This window comes from Pigmentiphaga sp. H8 (genome assembly GCF_003854895.1).
In the GTDB taxonomy this organism is placed as follows: domain Bacteria; phylum Pseudomonadota; class Gammaproteobacteria; order Burkholderiales; family Burkholderiaceae_B; genus Pigmentiphaga.
On record NZ_CP033966.1, the window covers coordinates 685,230 to 710,502 of the forward strand.

26 protein-coding genes are annotated in these 25,273 nt (G+C 66.9%); 13 read left to right on the top strand and 13 right to left on the bottom strand.

What is annotated here, in order from left to right; all coding sequences use genetic code 11:
- Window positions 1-54 precede the first annotated feature (54 nt).
- The 8 genes from EGT29_RS03355 (at window position 55) to EGT29_RS03390 (ending at window position 7,948) form a co-directional block, all read left to right on the top strand.
- A complete protein-coding gene (locus EGT29_RS03355) occupies window positions 55-1,191 on the top strand; it encodes an ABC transporter substrate-binding protein (protein ID WP_238160276.1) in 1,137 nt (378 codons plus the stop codon).
- A 25-nt stretch (window positions 1,192-1,216) separates the two neighbouring features.
- On the top strand, window positions 1,217-2,089 hold the full coding sequence (locus EGT29_RS03360; RefSeq protein ID WP_124687690.1) for a branched-chain amino acid ABC transporter permease: 873 nt from the start codon (window positions 1,217-1,219) through the stop codon (window positions 2,087-2,089).
- A 2-nt stretch (window positions 2,090-2,091) separates the two neighbouring features.
- The gene (locus tag EGT29_RS03365; RefSeq protein WP_124687691.1) at window positions 2,092-3,165 is read left to right on the top strand and encodes a branched-chain amino acid ABC transporter permease; all 1,074 of its coding nucleotides are present in this window, start codon (window positions 2,092-2,094) and stop codon (window positions 3,163-3,165) included.
- Window positions 3,162-3,959 carry an ABC transporter ATP-binding protein gene (locus EGT29_RS03370; RefSeq protein WP_238160277.1) on the top strand — a complete coding sequence of 266 codons (798 nt, stop codon included), beginning with the start codon at window positions 3,162-3,164 and terminating at the stop codon, window positions 3,957-3,959. Before EGT29_RS03365 ends, EGT29_RS03370 begins: the two co-directional genes overlap by 4 nt.
- A 26-nt stretch (window positions 3,960-3,985) precedes the next feature.
- Entirely contained in the window at window positions 3,986-4,690 is a 705-nt protein-coding gene (locus EGT29_RS03375; RefSeq protein ID WP_370283015.1) for an ABC transporter ATP-binding protein, read from the top strand.
- Window positions 4,691-4,802: 112 nt separating this feature from the next.
- The gene (locus tag EGT29_RS03380; RefSeq protein WP_124687693.1) at window positions 4,803-6,029 is read left to right on the top strand and encodes an FAD-dependent monooxygenase; all 1,227 of its coding nucleotides are present in this window, start codon (window positions 4,803-4,805) and stop codon (window positions 6,027-6,029) included.
- A gap of 16 nt (window positions 6,030-6,045) precedes the next feature.
- Entirely contained in the window at window positions 6,046-6,870 is an 825-nt protein-coding gene (locus EGT29_RS03385; RefSeq protein ID WP_124687694.1) for an alpha/beta fold hydrolase, read from the top strand.
- Window positions 6,871-6,883: 13 nt separating this feature from the next.
- Window positions 6,884-7,948, top strand: coding sequence for a 2,5-dihydroxypyridine 5,6-dioxygenase (locus tag EGT29_RS03390; RefSeq protein ID WP_124687695.1), 1,065 nt, complete (start codon window positions 6,884-6,886; stop codon window positions 7,946-7,948).
- Here EGT29_RS03390 and EGT29_RS03395 read toward each other — a convergent pair.
- The 6 genes from EGT29_RS03395 to EGT29_RS03420 all read right to left on the bottom strand — a co-directional run bounded on the left by EGT29_RS03395 (window position 7,945) and on the right by EGT29_RS03420 (window position 13,831).
- Complete coding sequence (locus EGT29_RS03395) at window positions 7,945-8,646, bottom strand: TetR/AcrR family transcriptional regulator (protein WP_124687696.1); 702 nt, start codon at window positions 8,644-8,646, stop codon at window positions 7,945-7,947. The two genes, EGT29_RS03390 and EGT29_RS03395, sit on opposite strands and share 4 nt — an antisense overlap.
- A 70-nt stretch (window positions 8,647-8,716) precedes the next feature.
- Window positions 8,717-9,709 carry an ABC transporter substrate-binding protein gene (locus EGT29_RS03400; protein ID WP_124687697.1) on the bottom strand — a complete coding sequence of 331 codons (993 nt, stop codon included), beginning with the start codon at window positions 9,707-9,709 and terminating at the stop codon, window positions 8,717-8,719.
- A 4-nt stretch (window positions 9,710-9,713) separates the two neighbouring features.
- Window positions 9,714-10,721 (bottom strand): tripartite tricarboxylate transporter substrate binding protein, encoded by a 1,008-nt coding sequence (locus tag EGT29_RS03405; protein ID WP_161567681.1) that lies wholly within the window; start codon window positions 10,719-10,721, stop codon window positions 9,714-9,716.
- A 70-nt stretch (window positions 10,722-10,791) separates the two neighbouring features.
- The gene (locus EGT29_RS03410) at window positions 10,792-12,000 is read right to left on the bottom strand and encodes a Xaa-Pro peptidase family protein (RefSeq protein WP_124687699.1); all 1,209 of its coding nucleotides are present in this window, start codon (window positions 11,998-12,000) and stop codon (window positions 10,792-10,794) included.
- Window positions 11,997-12,977, bottom strand: a complete 981-nt coding sequence (locus EGT29_RS03415) for a D-2-hydroxyacid dehydrogenase (protein ID WP_124687700.1) — start codon at window positions 12,975-12,977, stop codon at window positions 11,997-11,999. Before EGT29_RS03415 ends, EGT29_RS03410 begins: the two co-directional genes overlap by 4 nt.
- Before the next feature lie 164 nt (window positions 12,978-13,141).
- Window positions 13,142-13,831 (bottom strand): GntR family transcriptional regulator, encoded by a 690-nt coding sequence (locus EGT29_RS03420; RefSeq protein WP_124687701.1) that lies wholly within the window; start codon window positions 13,829-13,831, stop codon window positions 13,142-13,144.
- Window positions 13,832-14,025: 194 nt separating this feature from the next.
- On the opposite strand from EGT29_RS03420, the gene EGT29_RS03425 reads away from it, so the two are divergent.
- Complete coding sequence (locus EGT29_RS03425; protein ID WP_202865583.1) at window positions 14,026-14,784, top strand: HD domain-containing protein; 759 nt, start codon at window positions 14,026-14,028, stop codon at window positions 14,782-14,784.
- 34 nt (window positions 14,785-14,818) lie between these two features.
- Here EGT29_RS03425 and EGT29_RS03430 read toward each other — a convergent pair whose 3' ends face one another.
- The 6 genes from EGT29_RS03430 to EGT29_RS03455 form a co-directional block, all read right to left on the bottom strand.
- Window positions 14,819-15,511 carry a helix-turn-helix domain-containing protein gene (locus tag EGT29_RS03430; RefSeq protein WP_124687702.1) on the bottom strand — a complete coding sequence of 231 codons (693 nt, stop codon included), beginning with the start codon at window positions 15,509-15,511 and terminating at the stop codon, window positions 14,819-14,821.
- A gap of 59 nt (window positions 15,512-15,570) precedes the next feature.
- A complete protein-coding gene (locus tag EGT29_RS03435; RefSeq protein WP_124687703.1) occupies window positions 15,571-16,647 on the bottom strand; it encodes a porin in 1,077 nt (358 codons plus the stop codon).
- Between the two features lie 176 nt (window positions 16,648-16,823).
- Window positions 16,824-17,327, bottom strand: a complete 504-nt coding sequence (locus EGT29_RS03440; protein WP_124687704.1) for a RidA family protein — start codon at window positions 17,325-17,327, stop codon at window positions 16,824-16,826.
- Between the two features lie 30 nt (window positions 17,328-17,357).
- Complete coding sequence (locus EGT29_RS03445; protein ID WP_124687705.1) at window positions 17,358-17,750, bottom strand: cytochrome c; 393 nt, start codon at window positions 17,748-17,750, stop codon at window positions 17,358-17,360.
- A gap of 23 nt (window positions 17,751-17,773) precedes the next feature.
- Window positions 17,774-19,378, bottom strand: a complete 1,605-nt coding sequence (locus EGT29_RS03450) for a flavin monoamine oxidase family protein (protein WP_192901791.1) — start codon at window positions 19,376-19,378, stop codon at window positions 17,774-17,776.
- Between the two features lie 334 nt (window positions 19,379-19,712).
- Window positions 19,713-20,594 (bottom strand): ABC transporter substrate-binding protein, encoded by an 882-nt coding sequence (locus EGT29_RS03455; RefSeq protein ID WP_124687706.1) that lies wholly within the window; start codon window positions 20,592-20,594, stop codon window positions 19,713-19,715.
- Between the two features lie 200 nt (window positions 20,595-20,794).
- On the opposite strand from EGT29_RS03455, the gene EGT29_RS03460 reads away from it, so the two are divergent.
- The 4 genes from EGT29_RS03460 (at window position 20,795) to EGT29_RS03475 (ending at window position 24,493) form a co-directional block, all read left to right on the top strand.
- Window positions 20,795-21,565, top strand: coding sequence for a FadR/GntR family transcriptional regulator (locus EGT29_RS03460; protein WP_161567682.1), 771 nt, complete (start codon window positions 20,795-20,797; stop codon window positions 21,563-21,565).
- Between the two features lie 142 nt (window positions 21,566-21,707).
- On the top strand, window positions 21,708-22,547 hold the full coding sequence (locus EGT29_RS03465; RefSeq protein WP_202865584.1) for an ABC transporter ATP-binding protein: 840 nt from the start codon (window positions 21,708-21,710) through the stop codon (window positions 22,545-22,547).
- A gap of 14 nt (window positions 22,548-22,561) precedes the next feature.
- Complete coding sequence (locus tag EGT29_RS03470; protein WP_161567683.1) at window positions 22,562-23,392, top strand: ABC transporter permease; 831 nt, start codon at window positions 22,562-22,564, stop codon at window positions 23,390-23,392.
- A 24-nt stretch (window positions 23,393-23,416) separates the two neighbouring features.
- Entirely contained in the window at window positions 23,417-24,493 is a 1,077-nt protein-coding gene (locus EGT29_RS03475) for an ABC transporter substrate-binding protein (RefSeq protein ID WP_124687709.1), read from the top strand.
- A 12-nt stretch (window positions 24,494-24,505) separates the two neighbouring features.
- Here the strand turns inward: EGT29_RS03475 and EGT29_RS03480 are convergent, their stop codons facing one another.
- Window positions 24,506-25,270, bottom strand: coding sequence for a sulfite exporter TauE/SafE family protein (locus EGT29_RS03480; protein WP_238160278.1), 765 nt, complete (start codon window positions 25,268-25,270; stop codon window positions 24,506-24,508).
- Between the last annotated feature and the right edge of the window lie 3 nt (window positions 25,271-25,273).

Consider the following 25,273-nt stretch of genomic DNA (forward strand, 5'->3'; position numbering starts at 1 on the left):
AATTAATCGCGGGCGGTAGGCAATTCTCAATCGAAACCTTTGCGAGAGGTCGCTATGCGTAAGCTGTCTTGGGCACTGTTGCTGGCGGGAACCATGGGCGGGGCAGCTCCCGCGGCGTGGGCGCAGGAAACCATCAAGATCGGCGTCATCCAGCCCCTGACGGGCTCGGTTGCCTACAACGGACTGACCTACGTCAACGGCGCCAAGCTGGCGGTCGAGCGCCGCAACGCCGCCGGCGGCGTGCTGGGCAGGAAGATCGAGCTGGTCATCGAGGACGGGCAATGCCGTCCCGCCAACTCGGTGAACGCCGCCGAGAAGCTGATCGTGCGCGACAAGGTCGTGGCGCTGACGGGCGCCTTCTGCAGTTCGGCCACGGCGGCGGTCATGCCCGTGGCCGAGAAGTACAAGCTGCCCATGCTGACCGGGGTGTCGTCCAAGGCGGACCTGACCGAGAAGGGGCTCCAGTACTTCTTCCGCTCGGCCGAGACCGACCGCCTGATGTCCAGGACCTTCAGCAAGATCCTGGCGCAGAAGCTGCAACTGAAAACGGTGGCCTACATCGGCGTCAACGACGACTGGGGCCGCGGCGGCGTGGAGGATTTCTCCAAGGACCTGTCCGCGCTCGGGGTCAAGACCGTGATGAAGGAATACTTCGACCACGGCGCCACCGACTTCTACACCTTGCTGACCAAGCTGCGCGCGGCCAAGCCCGACGGCGTCTTCGTCGCCGCAGAAACCCAGGACGGCTCCATCCTGGTCAAGCAGTTCAAGGAGTTCGGCATCCAGACCAAGATCTTCGGCGTGGGTTCGTGGGCGACGTCCGATTTCATCGGCCTGACAGGCGATGCCTCGGAAGGCATCTACGCGGCCGTGCCCTATGCCTCCAGCATGCCGGGCGAGCGCAACCAGGCCTTCGTCCAGTACTACAGCGCCGCCTACAAGGAGAAGCCCGGCAAGTACGGCGCCGCCGGCTACAACGCGCTGAACATCGTGATGGAGGCCATCGCGCGGGCGGGCAATACGAAGCCCGACGCCATCCGCGATGCACTGCGCAAGACCGACTACGCCGCGCCCAACGGCCATTTCAAGTTCACCGAGAAGGGCGAGGGCTACGGCTTCGAGGTCGTGCTGGTGCAGATCCAGAACCGCGAACCCAAGGTGGTGGCGCAGTCCCCCACCGAGCGGCCCTGATTCGCGCGCCGAGTCGGGAGAAACCATGGATTTGCTGCCACAGTTCCTGGCCAACGGATTGGTGATCGGTTCCTTCTATGCGCTCTCGGCGCTGGGGCTCACGCTTATCCTCGGCCTGATGCGCGTGGTCAACTTCGCCCACGGCGAGTTGTACATGCTCGGGGGCGTGCTGGGCTGGTGGGTGACCACCGCCCTGGGCCTGGATTTCCTGACAGGCCTGGCATTGGTGGCCCTGATCATGGGCGTGTTCGGCTGGCTGATCGACCGCGTGCTGATCGAGCGCATCCGCGGCCAGGGCGAAGAGCCGGGCATCCTGCTGACCATCGGCCTGTCCATCTTCCTGGCCAATACCGCGCTGCTGGTGGTGGGCACCGCGCCGCTGAAGGTGGAAGGGCCGGTGTCCAGCGGGCCGGTGTTCCTGGGGCCCATCGTGGTCACCAAGATCCGGCTGTTCGCCGTCGCGGTGTGCGCGGTGCTGATCGTGGCCGCCTACCTGCTGATCCAGAAGACCCGCCTGGGCCGCGCGATGCGGGCGACGTTCCAGGATCCGATGGCCGCGCAGCTGGCGGGGATCAGGACGGCGAACGTCTATGCCTGCACCTTCGCGCTGGGAACGGTCATCGCCTCGCTGGCGGGGATGCTGCTCGGGTCCATCTACTCGGCACAGGTGTCGGTGGGCGGGCTGGTCAGCATGAAGGCCTTCGTGGTGGTGATCCTGGGGGGCATGGGCAGCTTCGCCGGCGCCATCGTCGGCGGACTGGTGCTGGGCGTGGCCGAGGCGCTGTGGGGCGGCTACGTTGCTACCGGCTGGGTCGACATCATCGGTTTCGTCATCGTGATCCTTACCCTGGTGTTCCGGCCCTATGGCCTGTTCTCCAGACGCGCCGAGAGAGCCTGATCATGCAATTCGAACGTAACGCCATTCTGGTTGCGCTGCTGGTCGCGGGGCTGCTGCCGCTGGTGGTCCACGACCAGTACCTGTTGCATGTGGCCATCATGGTGCTGTTCTATGCGGTGCTGGCCACCAGCCTGAACCTGGTCGTGGGCTATGTGGGCGAGTTCTCGCTCGGCCATACGGCCTTCCTGGGGACGGGCGCGTATGCCGCGGCGCTGCTGTCCACCCAGCTGGGCTGGCCGATGTGGGCCACGATTCCCGCCGCCGGCGTGCTGGCGGCGGCCATGGGGCTGCTGATCGGCAGCATCACGCTGCGGCTGCAAGGGCCGTTCTTCGTCATCGTGACGCTGTCGTTCGCCGAAGTGTTGCGGCTGGTGGCGGACAACTGGGTCGCCTTCACCAACGGTCCGATGGGCATCGCCGGGGTGCCGCAGCCGGCGTGGCTGGCCCAGGCCGGCAACCTGGCGACCAAGCAGTTCTTTTTCTACCTGGCCTGGGCCGTGCTGGCGGTCTCGCTCTACCTGGCGTACCGCTTCGTCTATTCCAATGCGGGCCGCGCCGCGGTGGCCGTGCGCGAGAACCGCTACGTCGCGCAGTCCATCGGCATCCGGCCGTTCCGCTACGCCATGCTGGCGTTCGTGCTGGGCGCCTTCCTGGCCGGCATGGCGGGCGGGTTCTACGCGCACTACATCTCGTTTGTCGGGCCGGAAGTCTTCCGCTTCGCCTTCATGGTCAGCATGATCATCATGGTGCTGGTCGGTGGCAAGGGGACCCTGGTCGGACCGCTGATCGGCGCGCTGCTGGTGACCTTCCTGGAGGAATACCTGCGCGAGGCCAAGGAACTGCGGCTGTCGCTGTTCGGCCTGGCGGTGATGGCCATCGTGCTGTTCCTGCCGCGCGGCCTGATGGGATTCCTGACGACCCGCCGAGAGATGAGGACTCCCCCCTACGCGCTGTCGCGCGCCCCCCAGGGGGCGGCACCGGCGGACTGGCGGAGCCAGATCCGCTGTGCCCTGGGTCGGGGGGGCGCCATTCTATCCGGTGTAAGCGGCGCGTGGCGCCTTGGGAAACCGAAATGACAACTGTGCATGCAATAGGCCACGCCCCCATGCTGGACGTGCGCGGGCTGTGCAAGACCTTCGGCGGCATCAAGGCGGTCAAGGACATCAGCTTCCAGGTCGGGGCCGGCGAGATCGTCGGCCTGATCGGGCCCAACGGCGCCGGCAAGACGACTTGCTTCAACCTGATCACCGGGTTTTACGCGCCCACCTCGGGCGAGGTCCACGTCAAGGGCGAGAACCTGACCGGCGCCAAGCCCTACCAGATGGCCAGGAAGGGCATCGTCCGCAGTTTCCAGAAGACGAACATCCTGAAGTCGCTGTCGGTGTTCGAGAACATCCTGGCCGGCCACTACCTGAGCGCGCGCCAGGGCCTGTTGCAGACCTTCTTCCCGGGCCGCGCGGTCCACGCCGCCGAATACGCGGCGCGCGAGGAGGCCGAGCGCATCGTTCACATCATGGGGCTGGGCGAGCGCATGAACGCGCCAGCCTACCTGTTGTCCTGCGGCGAGCTGCGCCTGCTGGAAGTCGGCCTGGCGCTGGCGGCCAAGCCGGACATCCTGATGCTGGACGAGCCGGCCGCGGGGCTCAACAGCCAGGAGGCCATGGAATTGGGGCGCATCCTGAAAAGGCTGCGGGGCACGCAGGTGCGGTCCATCCTGATCGTCGAGCACAACATGGGGCTGGTCATGAGCGTATCGGACCGCGTGGTCGTCATGCACTTTGGCGAGAAATTGGCCGAGGGCGTGCCGACGGACGTGCAGCGCGACCCGCGCGTGATCGAGGCCTATCTTGGGGGAGGGCGCGCGGCATGAGCACCGTTCAGGCTTCATCCGCTCCACTGCTGGAGCTGGACAATCTTCACGTCGGCTATGGCAAGACCGCCGCGCTGCATGGCGTGAGCCTGCGCGTGCAGCCGGGCGAAACCGTGGCGCTGATCGGCGCCAACGGGGCGGGCAAGAGCACGACGCTGCGCGCCATCTCGGGGCTGCTCAAGCCCACGCGCGGCAGCATCCGCTTCAACGGGCGCGACATCGGCGGCGTGGCGCCGGACCGCATCGTCGGGCTGGGCATCGCCCAGAGCCCGGAAGAGCGCCATGTCTGGCCCTCGATGACGGTTTATGAAAACCTGGTGCTGGGCGCCTATCTGTGCCGTTCGCAGGCCACGGTGCAGCAGCGCGTGGCCAAGGTGTACGAACGTTTTCCGCGGCTCAAGGAGCGCCACCAGCAGCTGGCGGGCACGCTCAGCGGCGGCGAGCAGCAGATGCTGGCGATCGGCCGGGCCCTGATGTCCGAGCCCGTGCTGCTGCTGCTGGACGAGCCCAGCCTGGGGCTCAGCCCCAAGATGGCCGACGAGGTATTCGACGTGGTGCGCGAGATCAGCCGGCAGGGCGTGACCGTCCTCCTGGTCGAACAGAACGTGCACAACGCGCTGACCGCCGCGTCGCGCGCCTACGTGTTCGAGACCGGCCGGGTCGTGGCGGAGCGCGAGTCATCGGGCTTGCTGGAGGATCCGGAACTGTTGACCGCCTATCTGGGCGGCTAGGCGCGGGACGGGGCCCAGGCTCCGTCCTGTCCATTATTAATTTTCTGTTTAATTATTTATTGGGAACCGACGGGCCGCCGGTTTCCGCAGGAAGGAAAAAAGGAGAAGCCGTATGAGTCGTCCTTTGCGCGTAGGCATCGTGGGTGGCGGGATCGGGGGCGTGGCGCTGTCGCGCGCCTTGGCGCTGCGCGGCATCGAGAATCATGTGTTCGAGCGGGCGTCGGCCTTCGGCGAGGTAGGCGCCGGCGTGCAGGTCACGCCCAACGCCGTCAAGGTGCTCAAGGCGCTGGGCCTGGCCGATGACCTGCAGCGGGTGGGCTTCCTGCCGCAGGCCATGGTCGGCCGCAACTGGCGCTCGGGGCGGGAGCTGTTCCGCACGCCGTTGAAGGAAAGTTGCCCCCAGATCTACGGCGCCGAGTTCTATCACGTCCATCGCGCCGACCTGCACGCCATCCTGTCGCAGCACCTGGCCGCCGGCAAGGGCGCGACGCTGGGCACCCACTGCACCGGTGTCCGCACCGAAGGCGACACCGCGGTGGCGACCCTGAGCGACGGCAGCGAATACGAGGCCGACCTGATCGTGGGCGCCGACGGCGTGCGCTCGGTGGTCCGCGACGCCTTGTTCGGCACGGAGTCGGCGCAGTTCACCGGCCACATGTGCTGGCGGGCGCTGGTGCCGGTGGATCGCCATCCGCTGAAGTTCGTCAGCCCGGACGCGGCGTTCTGGATGGGGCCGCACGGGCACCTGGTCACCTATTACGTCAATGGCGGCGCGGCGGTGAACATCGTGGCCGTGAACGAATCGCGCAACTGGGTGGAGGAATCCTGGAACGTGCGCAGCAGCCGGGAAGAACTCACCAAGGCCTATGAGGGCTGGCATCCCGACGTGATCGAGCTGTTCAGCCGGACCCAGGACGTCTACAAGTGGGGGCTGTTCGACCGCGACCCGATGCAGGCCTGGTCCAAGGGCCGCGTCACGCTGCTGGGCGACGCCGCGCATCCCATGCTGCCCTTTCTTTCGCAGGGCGCGGCCATGGCCATCGAGGACGGCTACGTGCTGGGCGCGGCGCTGGAGCACTACGGCCGCGACATCGGCGCGGCGTTGCAGGCCTACGAGGCCGAGCGCCGGCCGCGCACCAGCCGCGTGCAGCTGGAGGCCCGCGAGCGCGGCAAGACCTACCACCTGCCGTCGCCCTGGGCGCAGTTCAAGCGCGACCTGCTGTACCGGTGGCGCGAGCTGATGAATCCCAATGCGGTGGGCATCCAGGCCAACTGGGTCTACATCTATGACGCGACCACGTGCGCGCAGCGCTTCGGCCGGCAGGCGCTGGCGGCGTGAGAGGCGGAGGATATCCATGACATTCCACCATTACGCGGCCAGCACATTTCTGTACGGCGCCAACGTGCACGCCAATGGCATACGCCAGCATTACCTGCGCTTCGGCGGCAAGGGCCGGCCCCTGGTGCTGGTGCCCGGCATCACCAGTCCCGCGGTGACCTGGGCCTTCGTGGCCGAGCGGCTGGGGCGGCAGTTCGACACCTACGTGCTCGACGTCAGGGGACGCGGCCTGTCCGAGACCGCGACGGGCATGGACTACAGCCTGGAGGCTTGCGCGGCCGACGTGGGCGCCTTCGCGCAGGCGTTGGGCCTGGCGGACTATTTCCTGGTCGGGCATTCGATGGGCGCGCGCATAGGCGCCATCGTGGCGGCGCATCACGCGCAAGGGCTCGCGCGCCTAGTCATGGTGGACCCGCCCGTGTCGGGGCCGGGCCGCCGGCCCTATCCCGCCAGGATCGACTGGTACGTGGACTCCATCCGGCTCATGCGTCAGGGCGCCGACTGGGAAAAGCTCAAGCCTTTCTCGCCCACCTGGACCGAGGCGCAACTGCGCCTGCGGGCCGAATGGCTGCATACCTGCGACGAGGACGCCATCGTGTGCGCCTACCACGCCTTCGGCACGCACGACATGCATGCCGACCTGCCGGCGATCGCGGTGCCCGCGCTGCTGATGGTCGCGGGCAAGGGCGGCGTCATCGAGGCGGCTGACATCGACGAGATCCGGGGCCTGGTGCCCCGGCTGGAAGTGCGCACCGTGCCGCAGGCCGGACACATGATCCCCTGGGACGACGAAGAAGGTTTCTTCCAGGGCTTCGGCACTTTTCTGGGAACCCCCGTTTAGCGAGGAGCAGGCTATGGCTGTCAGCGATTCCGATTTGATCCAGGCATGGACCCAGGTCCTGACGCTGTCGCGCCTGAAGCGCGGCGACACCGTTACGGTTTTGACCACCGAGGGCGTGACCCATCCCCAGACCCTGCGCTGCGCGGTGACGGCGGCCGGCCTGCTGGGCGCGCGGGTGAACCGGCTGGACCTGGCGCCGGTCAATGGCGAGAAATCGCTCAGCCGCGATTCGCTGGCCTATCTCGGTACCACGCCCCTGAGCGGCAACCGCGCGGCCATCGCCGCGCTCAAGGCCAGCGACCTCGTCGTCGACCTGATGACGCTGCTTTTCTCGCCCGAGCAGCACGACATCCTGCAAGGCGGCGGCAAGATCCTGCTGGCGGTCGAGCCGCCCGAGATCCTGCTGCGCATGGTCCCCACCGAGGCCGACCGCGCGCGCGTGCTGGCCTGCGGGGCGTTGCTGGAACGCTCGCGCGAGATGCGGGTGACGTCGGCGGCGGGCACCAACCTGGTGTGTCCGCTGGGCGAGTTCCCGGTGGTCAAGGAATACGGTTTCGTCGACGAGCCGGGCCGCTGGGACCACTGGCCCAGCGGCTTCGCGCTGACCTGGCCGAACGAGCGGGCCACGCGCGGCCGCATCGTGGTGGACAAGGGCGACATCTTGCTGCCGATGAAGTCGTACGTGAACGATCCCATCGTGATGGAGGTGGCGGACGGCTACGTCACCTCCATTACAGGCGGCATGGATGCCGAATTGCTTCGCGACTACATGGAGTCCTTCAACGACCCGGAAGCCTATGCCATGTCGCACATCGGCTGGGGCGCGCAGAACCGCGCGCGCTGGTCCACGCTGGGCCTGTACGATCGCGAGGCCACGATAGGCATGGATGCGCGCGCCTATGCCGGCAACTTCCTGTTCTCGCTCGGGCCCAACAACGAGGTGGGCGGGTCCCGCAGCACCGCCTGCCACATGGACATCCCGCTGCGCCGCTGCACGGTGGCGCTGGATGGCCGCGACGTGGTGGTCGAGGGGCGGCTGATCGAGGAACGGCTGGCCGAGGTATCGGCCAGCCGCTAGGGCGCCTGCATGCCGCCGGTCACGAAGCGGGTGACCTGGTCGATCAGGCTGTTGGTGTCGTCAGGGTCGTACAGGCCGGCGGGCGCCATTTCTTCCATGCGGTGGGTATCCGAGAACGCATAAAGATACGTGCCCACCATCAGGGTGACGCGCCAGTAAGCGTCCAGCTCGGGCAGGTTGGGCAGGGCCTTGCGCACCGCTTCCACATAGAGCCGCGTGGAGTTGCCGTAGGCGTCGGTGCGCAGCTTGTAGGAAATCTGCGGCGGTTCGGTGTGCAGGCGGGCCTGCAGGCGCAGGAACGACCGGCCCTCGGGCGTCGAGCGGAAGGCCAGCGTCGGCATCAGGAAAGCCTGTACGACATCGCGTACCTTGGGCCGGCCCGGTTTGGCCTGCAGTTGCGCCAGGTTTTCCAGGCGCTGCTGCGAAATGATCTGGCTGCGGCGCATGAACACGGCTTCGTACAGGCCGTACTTCGAACCGAAGTAGTAGTTGATCAGTGCCTGCGTGACCTTGGCCTGGTCGGCGATCTCCCGCAGAGTGGTGCCCGCGTAGCCCAGGTTGGAGAAGAGTTCTTCCGCTGCGTCAAGAATGTCGTCCCGGACGACGCTGGTGCCCTCGGGGCGGCCGGGGCCTTTCTGCCCGGCCTTGCGCCTGGTTTGGGCTGCGGGGGTGCCCCGGCGGCCGCTGACCAATTTCATAAGCGGTTAATTAATTATTGGCTGCGAAGCCTCCATGCTAAGGCTTTTCACGGGCGCGGGCTATGTTCCGCTACGCCCGCGGGTGGGGCAGTGGCGCGAACACCTCGTCCGGCGGCAACGCGCGATCCAGGTAGCCATCGTCATGCAGCATGGCGGAGAAGGCGTCCAGCGTCGCGAGGTTGGGTTCCACGCCATAAGGCCATGGGTCCGCGCCGAACGCGGCCACGGTCTCTTCGACGTGGTCCATCAGCCAGGGCAGCGTGGCGGCCAGCGCGCCGCTGAAACGCAGCCGCTGCCAGGCCTGGTCCTTGGCCTGCTCGCAGGCCCGCACCAGCGCCGGAGCCAGCCACGGATGCGCCTCGTGGCGGTCGCGCCGCAGCACCAGGGCATGCATGATGGGGAACACGCCGGTCTTCGCGTGATAGGCGGCTTCCGCGCGCTTGTAGTCCGGGAACAGGCGCTGCACGGCGGGGTGCTTGCCGTACGAGCGCGGGATGAAGGCGCCGATGAGCGCATCGATGCTGCCCTCGGCCAGCATGTCCGACAGGCAGGTGGTGGCCGGGATGCGCTGCCATCGCAGGGGATGGCTGGGCCGCAGTTCCATGATGTCGCCGCCGGCGACGCCGTATTCGTTCACGCCCCCTTCGTACCATTCGACGTCCGCCAGGTCGACGCCATGGCCGTCGCGCAGCAGTCCCCGTATCCAGACCGCGGCCGTCATCTGGTGGCCCTGCACGCCTATGCGCTTGCCCGCCAGGTCGGCGGGCGAGCGGATGCCGGCCGCCTCGTTCACGAAGATGAAGCCGTGGCGGAACATGCGCGACGGGAACACCGGCAGCGTGACGAAGTTGGCGCGGCGCTGCGCGGTCAGGGCATAGCAGTGCGTGAGCGACATCTCGGCGATGTCGAAGGCGCCGTGCTCGATCATGGGGCTGAAGATGTCCACCGGACGCTGGCGGACGTGCGGCACGATGCGCACGCCGTCGATCGCCACGCTGCCGTCGTACAGTCCTTGCAGGCGGTCGTACGGACCCGCCGCGAAACTGAGCTCGAGTCCGCTCATGGCGCTATTCCAGCTTGACGCCGGCCTCGCGCACCATCGCGCCCCAGCGGTCGAACTCCGACTTGAGCATGGCCTTCATCTCGGCCGGACTGTTCGGCTTCGGGTCGTGCGAGGCGGCATGGACGCGGTCGACCAGGTCGGGCGATTTCAGCGCGGCGGCGACTTCGGCATTGAGCTTGTCGACGATCTCGGGCGGGGTGCCCGCCGGCGCGAACAGCGCGATGGCCGAGTCGATCTTGAAGCCCGGCACGCCGGCTTCTTCCATCGTCGGCACGTCGGGCATGGCCGAGGCCCGCTGGCTGCCGGTCACGGCCAGCACGCGCACCCGCTTCGACTGGAGCAGCGGCTGGATGGGGCCGGAGTCGGTGATGCCCGCCTGTACCTCGCCCGCCGCCACGGCCGCCGCGGCGGGGCCGCCTCCCTTGTACTGCACGGGGACCATGTCCAGGTTCAGCGAACGCTTGAGCAGTTCGCCCGCCAGGAAGGTCTGGCTGCCCACGCCGGTCACGGAGTAATTGATGGTGCCCGGCCTGGCCTTCGCCGCAGCGATCAGGTCGCGCACCGACCGGATGGGGGAGTCTTCCTTGACCGAGAGCACGAGGCCGCTGGTCGCCAGTAGCGAGATGGGCGCGAGATCCTTCAGCGGATCGTAGCCGGCCTTGGTCAGATGTACCGTCACGGTCACCGCGCCCAGCGAGGTCAGCAGCAGCGTATAGCCGTCGGGCTTGGCGCGCGTCACCGCGCTCACGCCTATCGTGCCGCCGGCGCCGGCGCGGTTCTCGATGAACACCGTCTGGCCCATGCGCTCGGTCAGCTTCTGCGCCAGGGAGCGCGCGATCACGTCCACGCTGCCGCCGGGAGCGTAGGGCACGATGATCTGCACCGGACGCTCCGGGTAGCGTTGCGCGTGGGCCGCGGGGGCGGCCAGCGCGAGCGCCGTGGCGGCGGTCAGGGTGGGCGCGAGGATGTATCGCGCGGGAAGGCGGAAAGGGGTCGATCCGTTGCGTTGCATGGCGTGCCTCCAGATGGGGAAGGGCAGGGGAAGTGCGCGAAGCGCCGCGCGGGCTGCGCGGCGGGTGGGCTCAGAGTTCGATGATGGTCTTGGGCGTCTTGTGCAGGCATTCCCCGGGGCCGTCGGCGCCGATAATGTAGTTGTCGCAGACGGTGGTGAAGACGCTGGGGGTGGCATGGCCGGGGTGGACCACGATGTTCATGCCGGCGGCGATGGGCATGGTCTCGTCCTCGCGTATCAGCGGCCGCTCGACCATGTCGTAGCCCTGGCCGTGGGCATACAGGCGTGTTTCCTCGCGCATGCCGCGGGCCCGCATGAAGGCGTTGTGGGCGGCCAGGATGTCGGCGGGCATCGCGCCGGGCTTCAGGTGGTCCAGCGTGTGGCGCTGGGCCTCGACCAGCAGGGCCATGGTGTCCAGCAGTTCCTGCGAGGCCTTGCCCAGCACGAAGGTGCGGGCGAGTTCGCCGTAGTAGCCGCCGGGTCCGTTGTTCTCGATCAGCAGGGTGAAGGAATCGCCTTCGCGCATTTCGCGGCCCTGCAGGTGGCGCGGCTTGTACATCGCGGCGCGGCCGGCGGGCGAGGACGAGCCGATGAACAGCCCCTGCTCGCTGCCGCGCAGCTGGCCCGCGTACTGGGCGTAGGCGGCGACCTCGAAGTCCTTCATGCCGGGGCGGATGTGCCGGGCCAGGGCCTGCAGCACCTCGTCCTGCATGGCCGCCATGCGGCCGATGGCCTCGATCTCGTCGGCGCTCTTGATGGCCTTGATGTGATCGACCATGTCGGTGGCGTCGACGAAGCGCACCGAGCCCGCCGTCTGCTTCAGGTGGGCGCAGAAGTCGTGGTACATGCAGGCCGTGCCGACCAGGCCCACGGTCTTGTAGCCGCGGCGGCGCAGTTCCGCCTGCACCAGTTCCGCGTCATAGGTCCCGGTGTAGTGGATGGACGCATAGCTGGGCGTGAACACGATCTTCTCGACGCCGCGGTCGACCACGTCGTCGGGCGGGACCTCGCGGATGCCGCCGGTCGGGCCCTGCTCGACCGACACCATGCGGCCGTCTCGCGGGAACACGATGGCGCGCGGATAGGCGTTGGTGGCGGGACGGTCGGTGAACCATTTCACATAGCCGCCCAGCCAGTCGTTGGAGTTCTGCATGACCAGCGCGTCGATGCCGAGTTCGTCCATGCGCTCGCGGACCGCGCGCCAGCGGCGCTCCAGCTCGCGGGTGGGAATGGGGTGCAGGACCCGCTGCTCGGGCGAGTCGGGAAGGGGATGGCTCATCGTGCTTCCAGGGAGTGAAGGGCCGCCGGGGTGGCGCCGCGCAGGACGATGTTCTTCATGTCGTCCAGTCGGCCGTCCAGGTAGCAGGCCACGTTGTGTTCAAGGATGGGCATCACCTGCTCGACATAGATGTCGGTGGTGCCGCCGTGCTTGGGGGAAATCAGGATCCGGGGCTCGAGCCAGAACGGATGGCTGGCGGGCAGGGGCTCGACGGCGAAGGCGTCCAGCCCGGCGCCGGCGATGGTGCCCGACCGCAGCGCATCCAGCAGCGCGGCCTCGTCCACCACGCTGCCGCGCGACATGTTGACGAAGCAGGCCGAGGGACGCATGGCGCGGAAGAATGCGGCGCCGATCGAGCCGTCGGTCTCGGGGCCGGCCGGCAGCAGGCTGACCACGTAGTCGGCCTGCGCCAGCTCGGCGTGCAGGTCGGCGCGCGGCGCCACGCGATCGAAGTGGGGGACGGCGCGGGGCGTGCCGGAGACGCCGACCACTTCCATGTCGAAGGCCTTGCAGCGCCGGGCCAGGCCCTCGGCGATGACGCCCACGCCCAGGATCAGCACGCGCTTGCGGTACAGCAGCGACTGCGGCCACCGCTCCCAGCGGCTGTCCGCCTGGTTGCGCAGCATCCGGGGCAACTGGTGGGCCAGCGCCAGCATGTGGATGAACGCCATTTCCGACATCTGCGGGGCGTGGATGCCGCGGGCCGACGTTACCGTTACGCCGGGCGGCAGCACCGACAGCGCCTGTATCGCGTCCGTGCCGGTGGTAAGCGCCTGGATCCACCGCAGCGAGGCCATGCGCGAGACCAGCGCGTCGTTGAACAGATGGCCCAGCGCGAACACCGCTTCGGCGCTGTCGTGCGCGGCGGCAACTTCAGCGAAGCTGCGGCCGTGCGCGATCTCCAGGCCGGGAAACCGGGATTGCAGGGCCTGGGCGTACGCCTGGCTGAAATAGTGGTCGACGATCAGTAGCTTCACCGGGCCTCCGTGGCAGGTCTATGGCCGCACTCTATAACTAAGATTCTAGTATGTCAATTGGGGCGAAGCCGCTGAACCAGGGCTGCGACGGAGCTCAGCTGTGTGCGCACCCGCCGCGGTGGGCGCAAGGAAAGGCCGTCAGGCGGCCGGAGGGGAAGCGGGGATCAGAGCAGGCCGACGCGGTGCGGTTTGCCCAGCACGTGCAGTTCCATGGCGCGTTCGGCACCCTGCGCGTCGCGTTCGGCGATGGCGGCCACGATGCCGGCGCGTTCGCGGTTGCCAACGGTGCGCACGGATTCGGGATAGTCGCGCTGGCCGTTGCGCAGGATGTAGTTGGCCATGTGCCAGAACTTGCCGATGCGGTTGGCCAGGGCCGGCGTGCGGGCCATGTGGCGGATGACGCTGTGGAAATGGCTGACGCTGTCCAGGTTCCAATGGCCGCCGCCGGTGGGTGACTGTTCGAAGCTGGCCTGGGCGGCGCGCAGCTGGACCATGTCGGCGTCGTCGTGGCGTTCGGCGGCCATGCCCGCCATGCGTCCTTCCATCTTCGCGAAGACCGAGAAGAAATCCTGGATCTCGTTGCGGTCGGGCGCGGCGGCTTCGCAGCCGACCTGGGGCGTGATGATGACGAAGCCGTCGCCGGCCAGGTCGCGCATGGACGTCATGATGGGCTGGCGGCTGACGCCGAACTCGTGGGCCAGGTCCACCACCGAGAGCTTTTCGCCGAAGCGGTAGTGCCCGCTGGCGAAGCGCGCCTGCAGGATCTGCAGGATCCTGCCCGTCTTGCCCGCGGGCGCGCCGAGGTCGGCACCGTTGGGCGGGAAGGCGGCTGGATGGGGCAGGGGGCTCGACATGCGGCGATCTCAGATGAATGCGTGGCGTGCGTCGCGCGACGGGCTGGAATCTTAGCAGACTGCCTTCGCACCCATGCCGGGCTTGCCCAGTCTTGACACTTTTCGTTAAGACGCATACTGTATGCTAATTAGCTGGGGCCATCGTCATGCAAGGGCCGCGGCGCGGAAATCCAGTACCTGCTAAGGACGCAATCATGGCAATGACCTTGTCCCAGCGCGCGGACGCGCTCGAACACCAGATGATCGAGGAACTCGATCGCAAGGTGGTGAAGTCCGTGCTGTTCACTTCGGGTGAAAAAGACCCGAGACAACCCATCATGCCGCAGGGGGCGGCGCGCGACCAGGGCAAGCCCAAGCATTTCATGATGGGCGACGATCCGCGCCTGCCCAGGATGCCGGAGAACCCTACGTTGCTGGACTTCTTCAAGTACCGCTTCGCGCCGGCCAACCACCTGCTGCAAAGCGCCACCCATGCGCTCAAGGGCGGGCACAGCGAGAAGGTCGTGCTGGCCTGTCTGCTGCACGACATCGCCGTGTCCGGCTTCATCCGCGTCGACCACGGCTACTGGGGCGCGCAATTGCTCGAACCCTACGTGGACGAGGAAGTGAGCTGGGCCATCCGCTACCACCAGGCGCTGCGCTTCTTCCCCGACGAGTCCGTGGGCTATGCCTATCCCGATGCCTACATCCGCTACTTCGGCGAAGACTACCGGCCCGAGCCTTATGTGGAGCAGGCCTACCAGGAGGCGCGCAACCACAAGTGGTACATGACGAGCCGGCTGATCACGCTGAACGACATCTATTCGTTCGATCCGAACGCGGTGGTCAGCATGGACGACTTCATCGACATCATCGGCCGCAACTTCAAGCAGCCCAAGGAAGGCCTGGGCTTCGACGGCAGCCCGGTGGCGCACATGTGGCGCACGATCATCTGGCCGACCAAGTTCCTGTGATCCGCAAGCGGGGGCGCATGGCCCCCGCTTTTTTCTACCCTTTGCCCGAACCGCCGGAGACGGCCCAGATGATGACCACGGCATCGCGTCCGTGGTTGGCGTGGCGGTGCGGCGTCGTGCTGGGATAGCTGAAGCTGTCACCCGCGTTGACGACGAAGTGATCGTCCCCCACCCACAGGTCCAGGCTGCCGCTGACCACGTAGCCGCCTTCCTCGCCCTGGTGCGCATAGGCGTCGCCGCTGCGCGCGCCGGGTTCCAGCACCGAATAGAACAGCTTGAGCTGGCCATCCAGATTGGCCGACAGCAGGAAGTCGGACACGCCGGCGTTCGAGGTCAGCTGGCGCCGGCGCGAGGCGCGGACGACCACGCCGCGGTCGGTGGGGTCGCTGGGCTGGCCGCTGGGAAAGAACCAGCCCAGCGGCACGTCCAGCGCGAGGCTGACCTTCTTCAGGAAACCGATCGAGGTCTTGGCCAGGCCGCGCTCCATCTGGCTGAGATAGCCGATGGAAAAGCCAGTCGCGCGGCTGAGCTCGTCCAGCGAAAGGTTGCGCGCCTTGCGCAGGCTGCGGATCTGCCCGCCTATCCAGACGAAGGTCTCGTCCACCGGGACGGCATCCTTGGCCTTGTCCCGCGCCGCCGGTTGGTCCTTCGACGCGGTCCGGCGGCGCGAGGGTTCGGCCGCCTTGCGGGATGGTGCTGCACGGCGGTCGGTGGCGCGAGTCGACATCGTTCCTAGGTGGGTGTGCTCGATCTTCGCGAGTTTACTGGACCCCGTCACGATGTCTATCAGAAACGGTGGCGCAGGCCGATCGCGACACCGGTCTGACTGTTCCCGCCGGGGATGTCGACGCGTGCCGCATCCTTGACCTTGTTGTAGTCGACGGTGGCGTACAGCGTCGTGCGCCGCGACAGGTAGTAGTCGGCCAGCAGCACCAGCGCGTAGCGCGTGCCCTCGCCGGCGTCTCCCTGGACCGCGCGCACGTTCTTGCTGCGGTCGTAGTAGAACGCGCTGGTCAGCTTGAGCGACGGCATGACGTCGTAGGTAAGGCCCGTGAACCAGGCGTTGTCGCGGCGCGGAGCCGTGGCGCTGGGCGTGGCGCCGCCGTTCAGGAACGCGTCGACGAAGCCCGTGTGGTCCTTGCTGTTGAAGTGGCCCAGGAACAGCGTGGCGGGCCCGAGCTTGTAGCGCACGTTCAGGTTGTAGACGGTCTGCTTGTTGCCCAGGGCGTCATGCGTCAGGACGAAGCCGCCGCCGGTGCTGAACGGACCTTTCGTATAGGACACCGTGCCGCTCCAGGCCTCGTTCTTGCGGTGGTTGTCGGGCTGTTCGCCCATGCCGTAGAACGCAGCGACCCGGAAATCGCCGAAGGTGTTCGTGTACTTGATCGAGTTGTCCTTGCCGCGCCGGCCGGCCACGCTGAACACCGTGCCCATCCAGGAGTTCTGGCTGTAGTTGCCCAGGGTCATGGGGTCGTAGGGGCCGACCATGAAGTCGAACAGCGGGTTGTTCTGCAGGCCGAAGGTCAGCGTGCCCGCGGTGCGGCTGCTCAGGCCCATGAACGATTGCCGGTTGAAGATCCTGCCGGCGGTCGACTGGGTGCCGTCGTCCAGGTTCATGCCGCCTTCCAGGTTGAAGAGGGCGGACAGGCCGTTGCCCAGGTCCTCCACGCCGCGGAATCCCCAGCGGCTGTTCGAGACGGCGCCGTTCTCCATGGACAGCTTGCTGCGCCCGGTGGCGCGGTCGGCATGGGTGAGATACCGGATGCTGACGTCGGCGACGCCGTAGATGGTCACGCTGGACTGCGCGTGGACCTGCGTGGACAGAAGTGCCGCGGCCCCCGCGACGAGTATCCTCTGGTACATGGTCTGCTCCTCGTTTTATGTCGTTGTTCCGGATTCGCGCTTTTTCGGGCGCGAGCTCCCCCCTCGGCGGCGATGCGCCGATGTCCGGACTGCGTGGTGGATCCGTATCGCCGGACGCGTCCCGCGTCAGCGGGCGTCGTGGCCTACGAGGCGCGTCCGGTGTGCGTGGCGTGGATTCAGTGGGCCTTGGCGGCGATGACCTCGATCTCGACCAGCCAGCCGTCGTTGGCCAGGCGCGCCACCTCCATCACCGAACGGGCGGGCAGGTTGGGCTGGGTCTTGCCGAAGAACTTGCCGTAGCCGGCCATGAAGCCGCGGAAATCCATCTTGTTGTTCTTCTGCGGGTCGGCCACCAGGAATACCTGCATCTTGACGACGTCCTTCATGCCCAGGCCCAGGGGTTTCAAGGCGGCCTCGATGCGTTCGAGCACGCTGATGGTCTGGGTCTCGGTGTCGCCGAAGGCCTCGCGCGATTCGCGCGGCGCGTTGGGATTGACGGCGGCGGGGACCTGGCCGCTCAGGTAGTAGGTGGTGGCCGATGGCGGGATCTGGACCGCCGAGGACATCGGCGCGTTCGGGTTGGACGAGGCATGGCGCACGATGTCCTGGGCCTGGACGCCTTGTGCAAGCAGGAGGGCGGAGGGAAGAATCATGAGCGCGGCGCGAGCGGTGAAAGACATGGGGTTTCCTTGTTGTCGTCGGGGGTGGGATCAGTTGTTGGGGCGGGCCTGCGACTGGCTGTACTGCACGGCATTGCCACCCTTGCGCACGGCGGCGACCTGGGCGGACTGCACCGGGCCGGCCTTGCCGTTCCAGTCGTCGCGCAGATAGGTGGCCACGGCGGCGATCTGCTCGTCGTTCATCGATCCGGCGAAGGCGGGCATGCCGCCCCGGCCCTTCAGGATGGTCGCCAGCAGTTCGGTCCGGTCGCCGGCGACGAAGGCGCTGCCGGCCAGCGCGGGGAAGGCACCGGGGATGCCTTGCCCCTTGGCCTGATGGCAGGCCAGGCAGTTCTTCTGATAAAGCGACGCGCCCGATTCCTGGGCCTGCGCGGCGTAGGGAATGGCCAGCGCGAACAGCGCGATGAGCGGCTTGAACATCATGTGTCGGTTTCCTTGGTATGGGGTCAGGCGGCGTTGCGCGCGTGCATGCGTTCGATCTGCTGCCACGAGGATTCGATCGCGCCGGCCATCCAGCCGCCCAGGTAGCTCATGTGCTCGCCCGCCAGCAGGGTCCGGCCTTCACCCTCGAGCAGGCGCGGGAAGGCGGTCTTGCGCGATTCGCCCGACCAGGTGGAGAAGCCGCCCAGGCTGTACTGCACGCGATGCCACGCGACCGAGAACGACTTGGCGAAATGCTTGCGATAGTCGCCGGGGAAGATCTTCTCGCCCGCGGCCAGCGCGAGTTCGGTCCGTTCCTTGTGCGACAGCGCGCTGACCTCGGCGGCCGTGGCGCCGAAGTTGTAGTAGCCCAGCATCGTTCCCTTCGGCCCCTGCCACTGCGTGGAGGGTAGCGAGATGATGCCGATGTTCTTGATGTCGTTGCCGATGTGGCCGCCGTAGATCTGGTGGTCGAGTTCCCAGAAGCGGCGATTGAATTGCAGGCCCATCTTGCCGGTGGGCATGTAGGCATTGCCCTGCATGGCCTGCTTGAACCCGGCGGAGAAGTCGGTATCCATCTGCTTGAGCACGGACATGGGAATGGTGCACAGGCAGAAGTCCGCCTCCAGGGTGCGCAGGGCGCCGGTCTTGAGGTCCTTGCACTGGACCGTGACCTTGTCCTTGCCGTTGCGGATCTGCGTGACCTCGGTGCCGTAGCGGATGAGATGGCCCACCTTGCGCTCGAAGGCCTTGGCGATCTGGTCCATGCCGCCCACCGCCTGCAGCATGGTGGACTGGCTCATGATGTCGTTGACGGAGCGGTAGATGCGGCCCAGCTTGGACTTCAGCAGGTCGCCGAAGCCCAGCGGATCCGATTCCACGCCGGGTTGGTTGCCGGCTCCGGGGTAGATCTTGTAGCCGCGGCCGTTGGTGCCGCGATAAGTCAGGTCGTCGCGGTTGAGATAGCCTTCGTTGACCAGGTACTCCAGCAGCAGGGTCTTGTCCTCGGTGCTCAGCGTCTGGTCCATCTGGCCGTTGCGGATGGACTTGGCCAGCAGTTCGTCCACGTTGCCCCGCATGTCCGCCTTGACCTCGAAGCGGCGCAGCCGCTTGCCCGACAGCGGGCCGGCGTTCTCGTAATAGATGTAGGCGGCGTCGTTGTCGTTGTTGTAGAGCTCCAGCGGCACGCCCAGCTCGGCGGCGTAATGCAGCGTGGAGCGATGGCAGAAGGGGATGCGCCACGGACCGTGGTTGATGTATTGCCCTTCGTCGAAATCGCAGACCTGGGTCTCGCCGCCCAGTTCGCTCAGCGTGAAGCCGCGGCGTGCCGTCTGGCAGCGCCCGCCGGCGTAGCTGCGCGCCTCGATCACCTCGCACTGGTAGCCCGCCTTGCCCAATTCCAGGGCGGCGGTCATGCCGGCCAGGCCCGCTCCCAGGATGACCACTTTCTTGCCGCGGCCGCCGCCTTGCAGCACCGGCGGGGCGCCGGCGGTCGAGGCGATGCCCGCGCCCCACGCGTTCATGGTCGCCAGCAGCAGGCCGCTGCCGCCCGCGGCCAGGGCCTTCACCAGGAATTCGCGGCGGGTCGTGCCCAGGCCGGACTGGCCCAGGTTGTCGAAGAATGCGCTCATGGATGTCTCCTCCGGAAATGACGTATGAATCGAAGCGATGGCGGCCCGGGTCGGGGGCGCGCGGTTCGTGGCTGCAACCGGTCCTGCCGGCACGCGCGAGCGGACTCCCCGCGATCGGGGCGGTCGGGTTGCGGATGCAGCGGGTCTTGCTGGAACTGAGGTCTGGATACGCCCCGGGGGGTAGGGGGCGGAGCGGATCGCGTGTGACGATCCGCCTTTACTTTTAATATGACAATAAAAGTATATGCGTGTTTTTGAGGTTAGTAAAATTTTTTAGTTGTTTTTTTACTTTCGCTCGCAAACGCAGGCGGGGCGCCAGGCGGCGCCCGCGTATTCAGGCGTGCAACACCGAGTCGCCGTAGCCCATGCGCTGCTCGGGCTTGTCGTCGAAGATCTGCCAGTCGTTCACCCATTGCTGGGTCTCTTCGAAGATCTGCTGTGTGTAGGGCAGGAAGACGAGGCGTTCGCCCGGGCCGTACAGGCGGGTATCCATCCGGTCGCGGTACTTCTCGGGCATTTCGCGCTTGTAGTAGTGCGTGTAGCGTTCGAAGCGCAGGTCGATGTCCTGCTGCGCGCGCTGGAGCGCGCGGAAGTACTTGGCGATGTCCTCGGTGGCGGCATCGCCGGGCACGACCGAGGCGATCATGAACGTGCAGTCGATGACCTTGCGAAAGCCGAGCTGTTCGGCGAAGTACATCGGCGCATTGAACATCGTGGCGGCGGGAACCTGGCGATCGACCAGGAGATCCAGGCGGTGCATCAGCATGCCGCCGAAATGCAGCTTGATCTGATCGCGCGGCAGGACCGCCTCCAGCGCCTGCAGCGTCGCGTAGTGGCTGCCCGACTGATAGCCCACGGTGATGGGCACGCCCGCCAGGTCCTCCGGCTGGCGGATGGGCGAATCCTCGGGAACGTAGATGCCGGCGGAGGCGACCGAGTAGGCGTCCGCCCACAGCTTGCCGTGTCCCGCGGCGGCGGCCATGTTGACCGTCCAGTGGCAGGCGCTGGATACGTCGCAAGTGCGGCCTTCCTCGATGGTCTGGTAGGCGCCGCGGATCTGGTCGCGCGGCAACTCCACCGCCGATTTCACCGACAGATTCTTCGAGCCGCCCTTGGCGACGAACTCGTAGTCCAGGCCTTCGTCGGCGAAATAGCCTTTTTCCTCGGCAACCCACTCCTGCAACCGCATGTGCGGCCCGATCAAAAACTTGCCCATGGTGTGTCTCCTTTGATGGCGGGAATGATGCGACGGCTGCCAAAGTGCCGGCAGCTCGATCAATAAAATATCATAATAACGATTGATGAAAAGAGAGATTTGTTAGAGATTGGCTAAATTCTCATTGGAGAACATCAAGAATTCGCTTCATAAAAATAATATCTTTAAGGTGAGGCGAACTTATGGCTATGATCTCTTTCATGAAAATTCCAACTTCGGGCGCCGGCCAGGATCCGGCCGCCGAACCCCGGCGCGCGGCTGGCGTCGCCCATGCGGCCACGCCGCCCGAGACGCTGTCCTGGCGCATCGTGTCGCACATCCGCGAGGCCTTGTTCGCGGATGAACTCAAGAGCGGGGATTTCCTGGGCACCGAGGCTTCGCTGGCCGAACGCTATGGAGTCAGCCGCATGGCGGCGCGCGATGCGCTCAAGTCGCTGGCGGCCCTGGGCGTGGTGGCGATCCGCCCCGGCAAGCATGGCGGGGCGTGGATCGCCAACGGCAAGCTCGACCGCTTCGCCGATGCGCTGGCGATCCAGCTCAAGCTGATCAGCATTTCCCGGGAAGAGATGCTGGAGACCCAGGCGGCGGTCGAGATCCATGCCGCGGGCCTGGCCGCGGCCCGGGCCACGCGCGACGACCTGGCGCGCATGCAGGCCATCCTGGATGGCATGCCCGATCGCATCGACGACCCCGCAGCCTTCGCGGCGAGCGCGATGGATTTCCACGCCGCGATCGTCGAGGCCGCGCACAACCGTGGGCTCTCGGCCCACTTTCGCGCGCTGCGCCACGTCCTGCAGCCGGCCTACTCGATGTCGAACAAGAAAGAGATCGCCGAACGGGTGATCGCCGACAACGTCCGCCTGTACGCCCTGATCGCCAACGGCGATGCCGAGGGCGCGCGCAAGGCGATGACCCGGCGGCTGGCGCGGGTAGGCGCCGCCGCGGCATGGCGCGCGCCGACGCGCGGCTGAAACCTTGCGTCCGTTGAACGTTCATCCCGTAAGGGAGGCGCTGTCGCGCGCCGCTCCCGTGGAAATCCCTAGGCCGATGAGAACAATATAACTATATTATATTCATAAGAATAGGCAGGGCGTGATCCACGAAGGAGACGGTATGAACGCGGTAGCGGCGCAGGTCCAGCGACACGCGGCCACAAGCCGGTCGAAACTGGCGATCGATCACATGACCTATCGTTACTGGGTCGAGCGCAACCAGACGGAATTCCTGGCCTTCGACGATGTGTCGCTGGACGTGCGCGAAGGGGAGTTCGTCTGCATCGTCGGCCCCAGCGGCTGCGGCAAGACCACCTTGCTGAACATCGTGGCGGGCCTGCTGCGCTACCAGGAAGGGACCATGCGCATCAACGGCGAACTGGTCAACGGTCCCGGCGTGGGGCGCTCGATGGTGTTCCAGTCCGCCAGCCTGCTGCCATGGCGCACCGTGCGGGGAAATGTCCGTTACGGCATGGAAATGCAGCGCCGCTTCGACCGCGCCACGATGGATGCCCGCACCGAACAGTTCATCAGGATGGTGGGCCTGTCGGGCTTCGAGGAACGCTATCCGTCCGAACTGTCCGGCGGCATGCAGCAGCGCGTGAACCTGGCGCGCGCGCTGGCTACCGATCCCGACGTGCTGTTGATGGACGAGCCCTTCGCCGCGCTGGATGCGCAGACGCGGGAGTTCATGCAGTCCGAGCTGTTGAACATCTGGGCGCGTTCGCGCAAGACGGTGCTGTTCATCACGCACCAGATCGACGAAGCCGTGTATCTGGCCGACCGCGTGGTCGTGATGGGAACGCGGCCGGGCCGGATCAAGCGGGAGTTCCGCGTGGACTTCCCCCGTCCGCGCGAACTCTCGCTCAAGCGCGGGGCCGATTTCCTGCGGATGTCGGACGACATCTGGAAGCTGATCGAGGAAGAGGCCGACCGCATCAACGTGATCCGCGCGGAATGACACCAGGAGACAACATGGCAAGCATCGCCCCATCGCTGCCGGTCAGCCGTCCGGCGGCGCGCAAGGTCGGTTTCTACAAGCGGCACGAAGCCGCGATCCTCGGCCTGTCCACCCTGGCGGCGCTGATCGCCATCTGGGAGTTCTGCTGGCAGATGGGCTGGATCTCGCCTTTGTTCTTCAGCGGGCCGTCGGCCATCGCGCGCAAGTTCATCGAGCTGTGCGCCGACGGGCAACTGGCCGCCAACGCGCTGTACAGCGGCAAGAACTACCTGATCGGCCTGGCGCTGGCCTTCTTCGTGGGCGTGCCGCTGGGCATCCTGCTGGGCTGGTACCGGCGCGCGCTGATGATGTTCGATCCGCTGATCAACGCGTTGTATGCGACGCCGCGCATCGCGCTGTATCCGCTGATCATCATCTGGTTCGGCATAGGCAGCGGCTCGAAGATCTTCGTGGTGTTCCTGTCGGCCATGCTGCCCATCATGGTCAACACGCTGGCGGGCGTGCGCAACATCGACCCCGATCTGTTGCGCGCCGCGCGCGCCTTCTGCGCGACGGATCGCCAGATCTTCACCACCGTGGCGCTGCCCTATTCGGTGCCGTTCATCCTGACCGGCGTGCGGCAGGGCGTGGCGCATGGGCTGATCGGCGTCATCATCGCCGAGCTGTCCGCGGGCAACGAAGGCATAGGCTTCATGATCGCCTACGCCGGACAGATGTTCGCCACCGACACGCTCATGGTGGGCGTGCTCGTCACCGCCTTCGCCGGCATGGTCATCACCTGGGGCGCCGAACGCATCCAGCGCCGGTTCCAGCGTTGGCGGCCCGAGCACGTGGGCGGACGCTAGGCTTGCAAGCAAAGGAGCGAGACGATGAGTGAACGGAACGACATCCCCTCGTTGCCCGGCCGGCGCCGTTTCATGGCCGGCGCCGGCGGCGCGGCCATGCTCGGCTGGTCGGCGCTGGGCGCGGCGGCCGACAAGCCCGCGAAAATGACGCTGGCTTACCCCACCCGCAGCGGCGCCACCTGGCCGATGTGGATCGCCAAGCGCGCCGGGCTCTACGAGAAATACGGCATCGATGCCAACCTGGTGTTCGGCGTGCATCCGGCCGGCGTCGCCATGCTGGTCAGCGGCGAGGCGCAGGGCATCAATTCCGGGCTGGACCAGGTCATCCCCGCGCTGGTACGCGATCCCAGCATGGTCATGACGCACAGCATGCTCAACAAGGGGAACTTCGCGCTGGTCGCGCGCGGCGGGATCGGCAGCGTCAAGGACCTGAAAGGCAAGCGCATCAGCGTCGGCCGCCTGGGCGACCCGCCGTATTTCTATACCGTCGAGCTGCTGCGCAAGTACGGCCTCGCGCCCAGCGACGTGCAGTGGGTGTCGACCGGCACCGACGCCGCGTCGCGCGCGAGCATGCTGCTGGGCGGACAGGTGGACGCCGGGCTGCTGACGGCGCCGTCGTACTTCAAGCTGGAAACCCAGGGCCTGAAGGTGCTGACCGAACTGCCGGACCACGAGGACATCTACGTCAGCACCGCCTTCCTCCACAAGCGCAGCTACCTGGCCGAGCAGAGGGGCCGGGCCGAGGGACTGATCCGCGCCCATGCCGAGGCGATCAAGCGCTTCTACGACGACAAGGCCTTCGCCGTGGCGACCTTCAAGGCGTTCGACCAGCCCGAGAGCGAAGCGGACATCAGCCGGGTCTACGACATCTACGTCAAGCGCAACGTGCTGGACCGCGTGCCGCTGATTTCCAAGGCGGCCATCCAGGCGACGGTCGACCGGCTGGCGGAGCAGACGCCGGCGGTGCGCAAGCTGGACCTGGGCAAGGTCGTGGACAACAGCCTGGTGCTCAAGCTGGCCAGGGACGGATGGTTCGAGCAGTTGTTCGGCTCGGCCGTGCGCGAGGAGCAGGAGCGCAAGATCGCCGGCGCGCTGGGCTGATCTCGCCGGTGATCACGACGCGAAGTAGCGCAGCACCAGGACCGCTCCCGAGGCCAGCACGACCAGCGCCACCAGGCGCAGGAAGGTCTCGCGGCTGAGCGCCAGCGTGATGCGCCGCCCCGCCCAGGTGCCCAGCAGCATGGCGGGCGCCAGCAGCAGCGCGCTGGCCAGCAGGCCGGTGTCGGCATAGACGCCGGCCACCAGAAAGAACGCGGCGCGGGTGAAGGTGGCGAGGCCGATCAGAGTGCTTTGCGTGACGCGGATGCCGTTCTTGTCGCGCAGGCGGCCGGCCAGGTAGATGGCATAGATGAAACCGCCGCTGCCGAACAGCGCGGAGAACACGCCGCCCACCGTGCCGAAGGCATAGGCCGACCGCGGCGGCAGCGCCCGGTGCGGCCGAAAGCCGCTCAGGGAATACAGCGCATAGGCGATGGCGAAGATGCCCAGCAGCAGGAGCAGGGCGTCCGGCCGGCTGCGCAGCAGGACGACGGCGCCCAGCAGGCTGCCCAGTACCATCGCCGGTACCAGCCGCCTCAGCTCGCCCACCGATGCGTGGCGGACGTCGCGCGCCACGCTGGTGGTGGCCGCGGCGAAGTCCAGCAGGGCCAGGAGCGGTACGATGGTGGCGACCGGCACGAAGTTGGCCAGCAGCGGACCGGCGACCAGCGCGGTGCCGAAACCCGCCATGCCGAAGATGACGTAGGCCGCGGCCACGCCGGCGAACATCAGCGCGAACTGGGACGGGGTAACGGGAAGCAGGGACAGGAGGGCATCCACGGC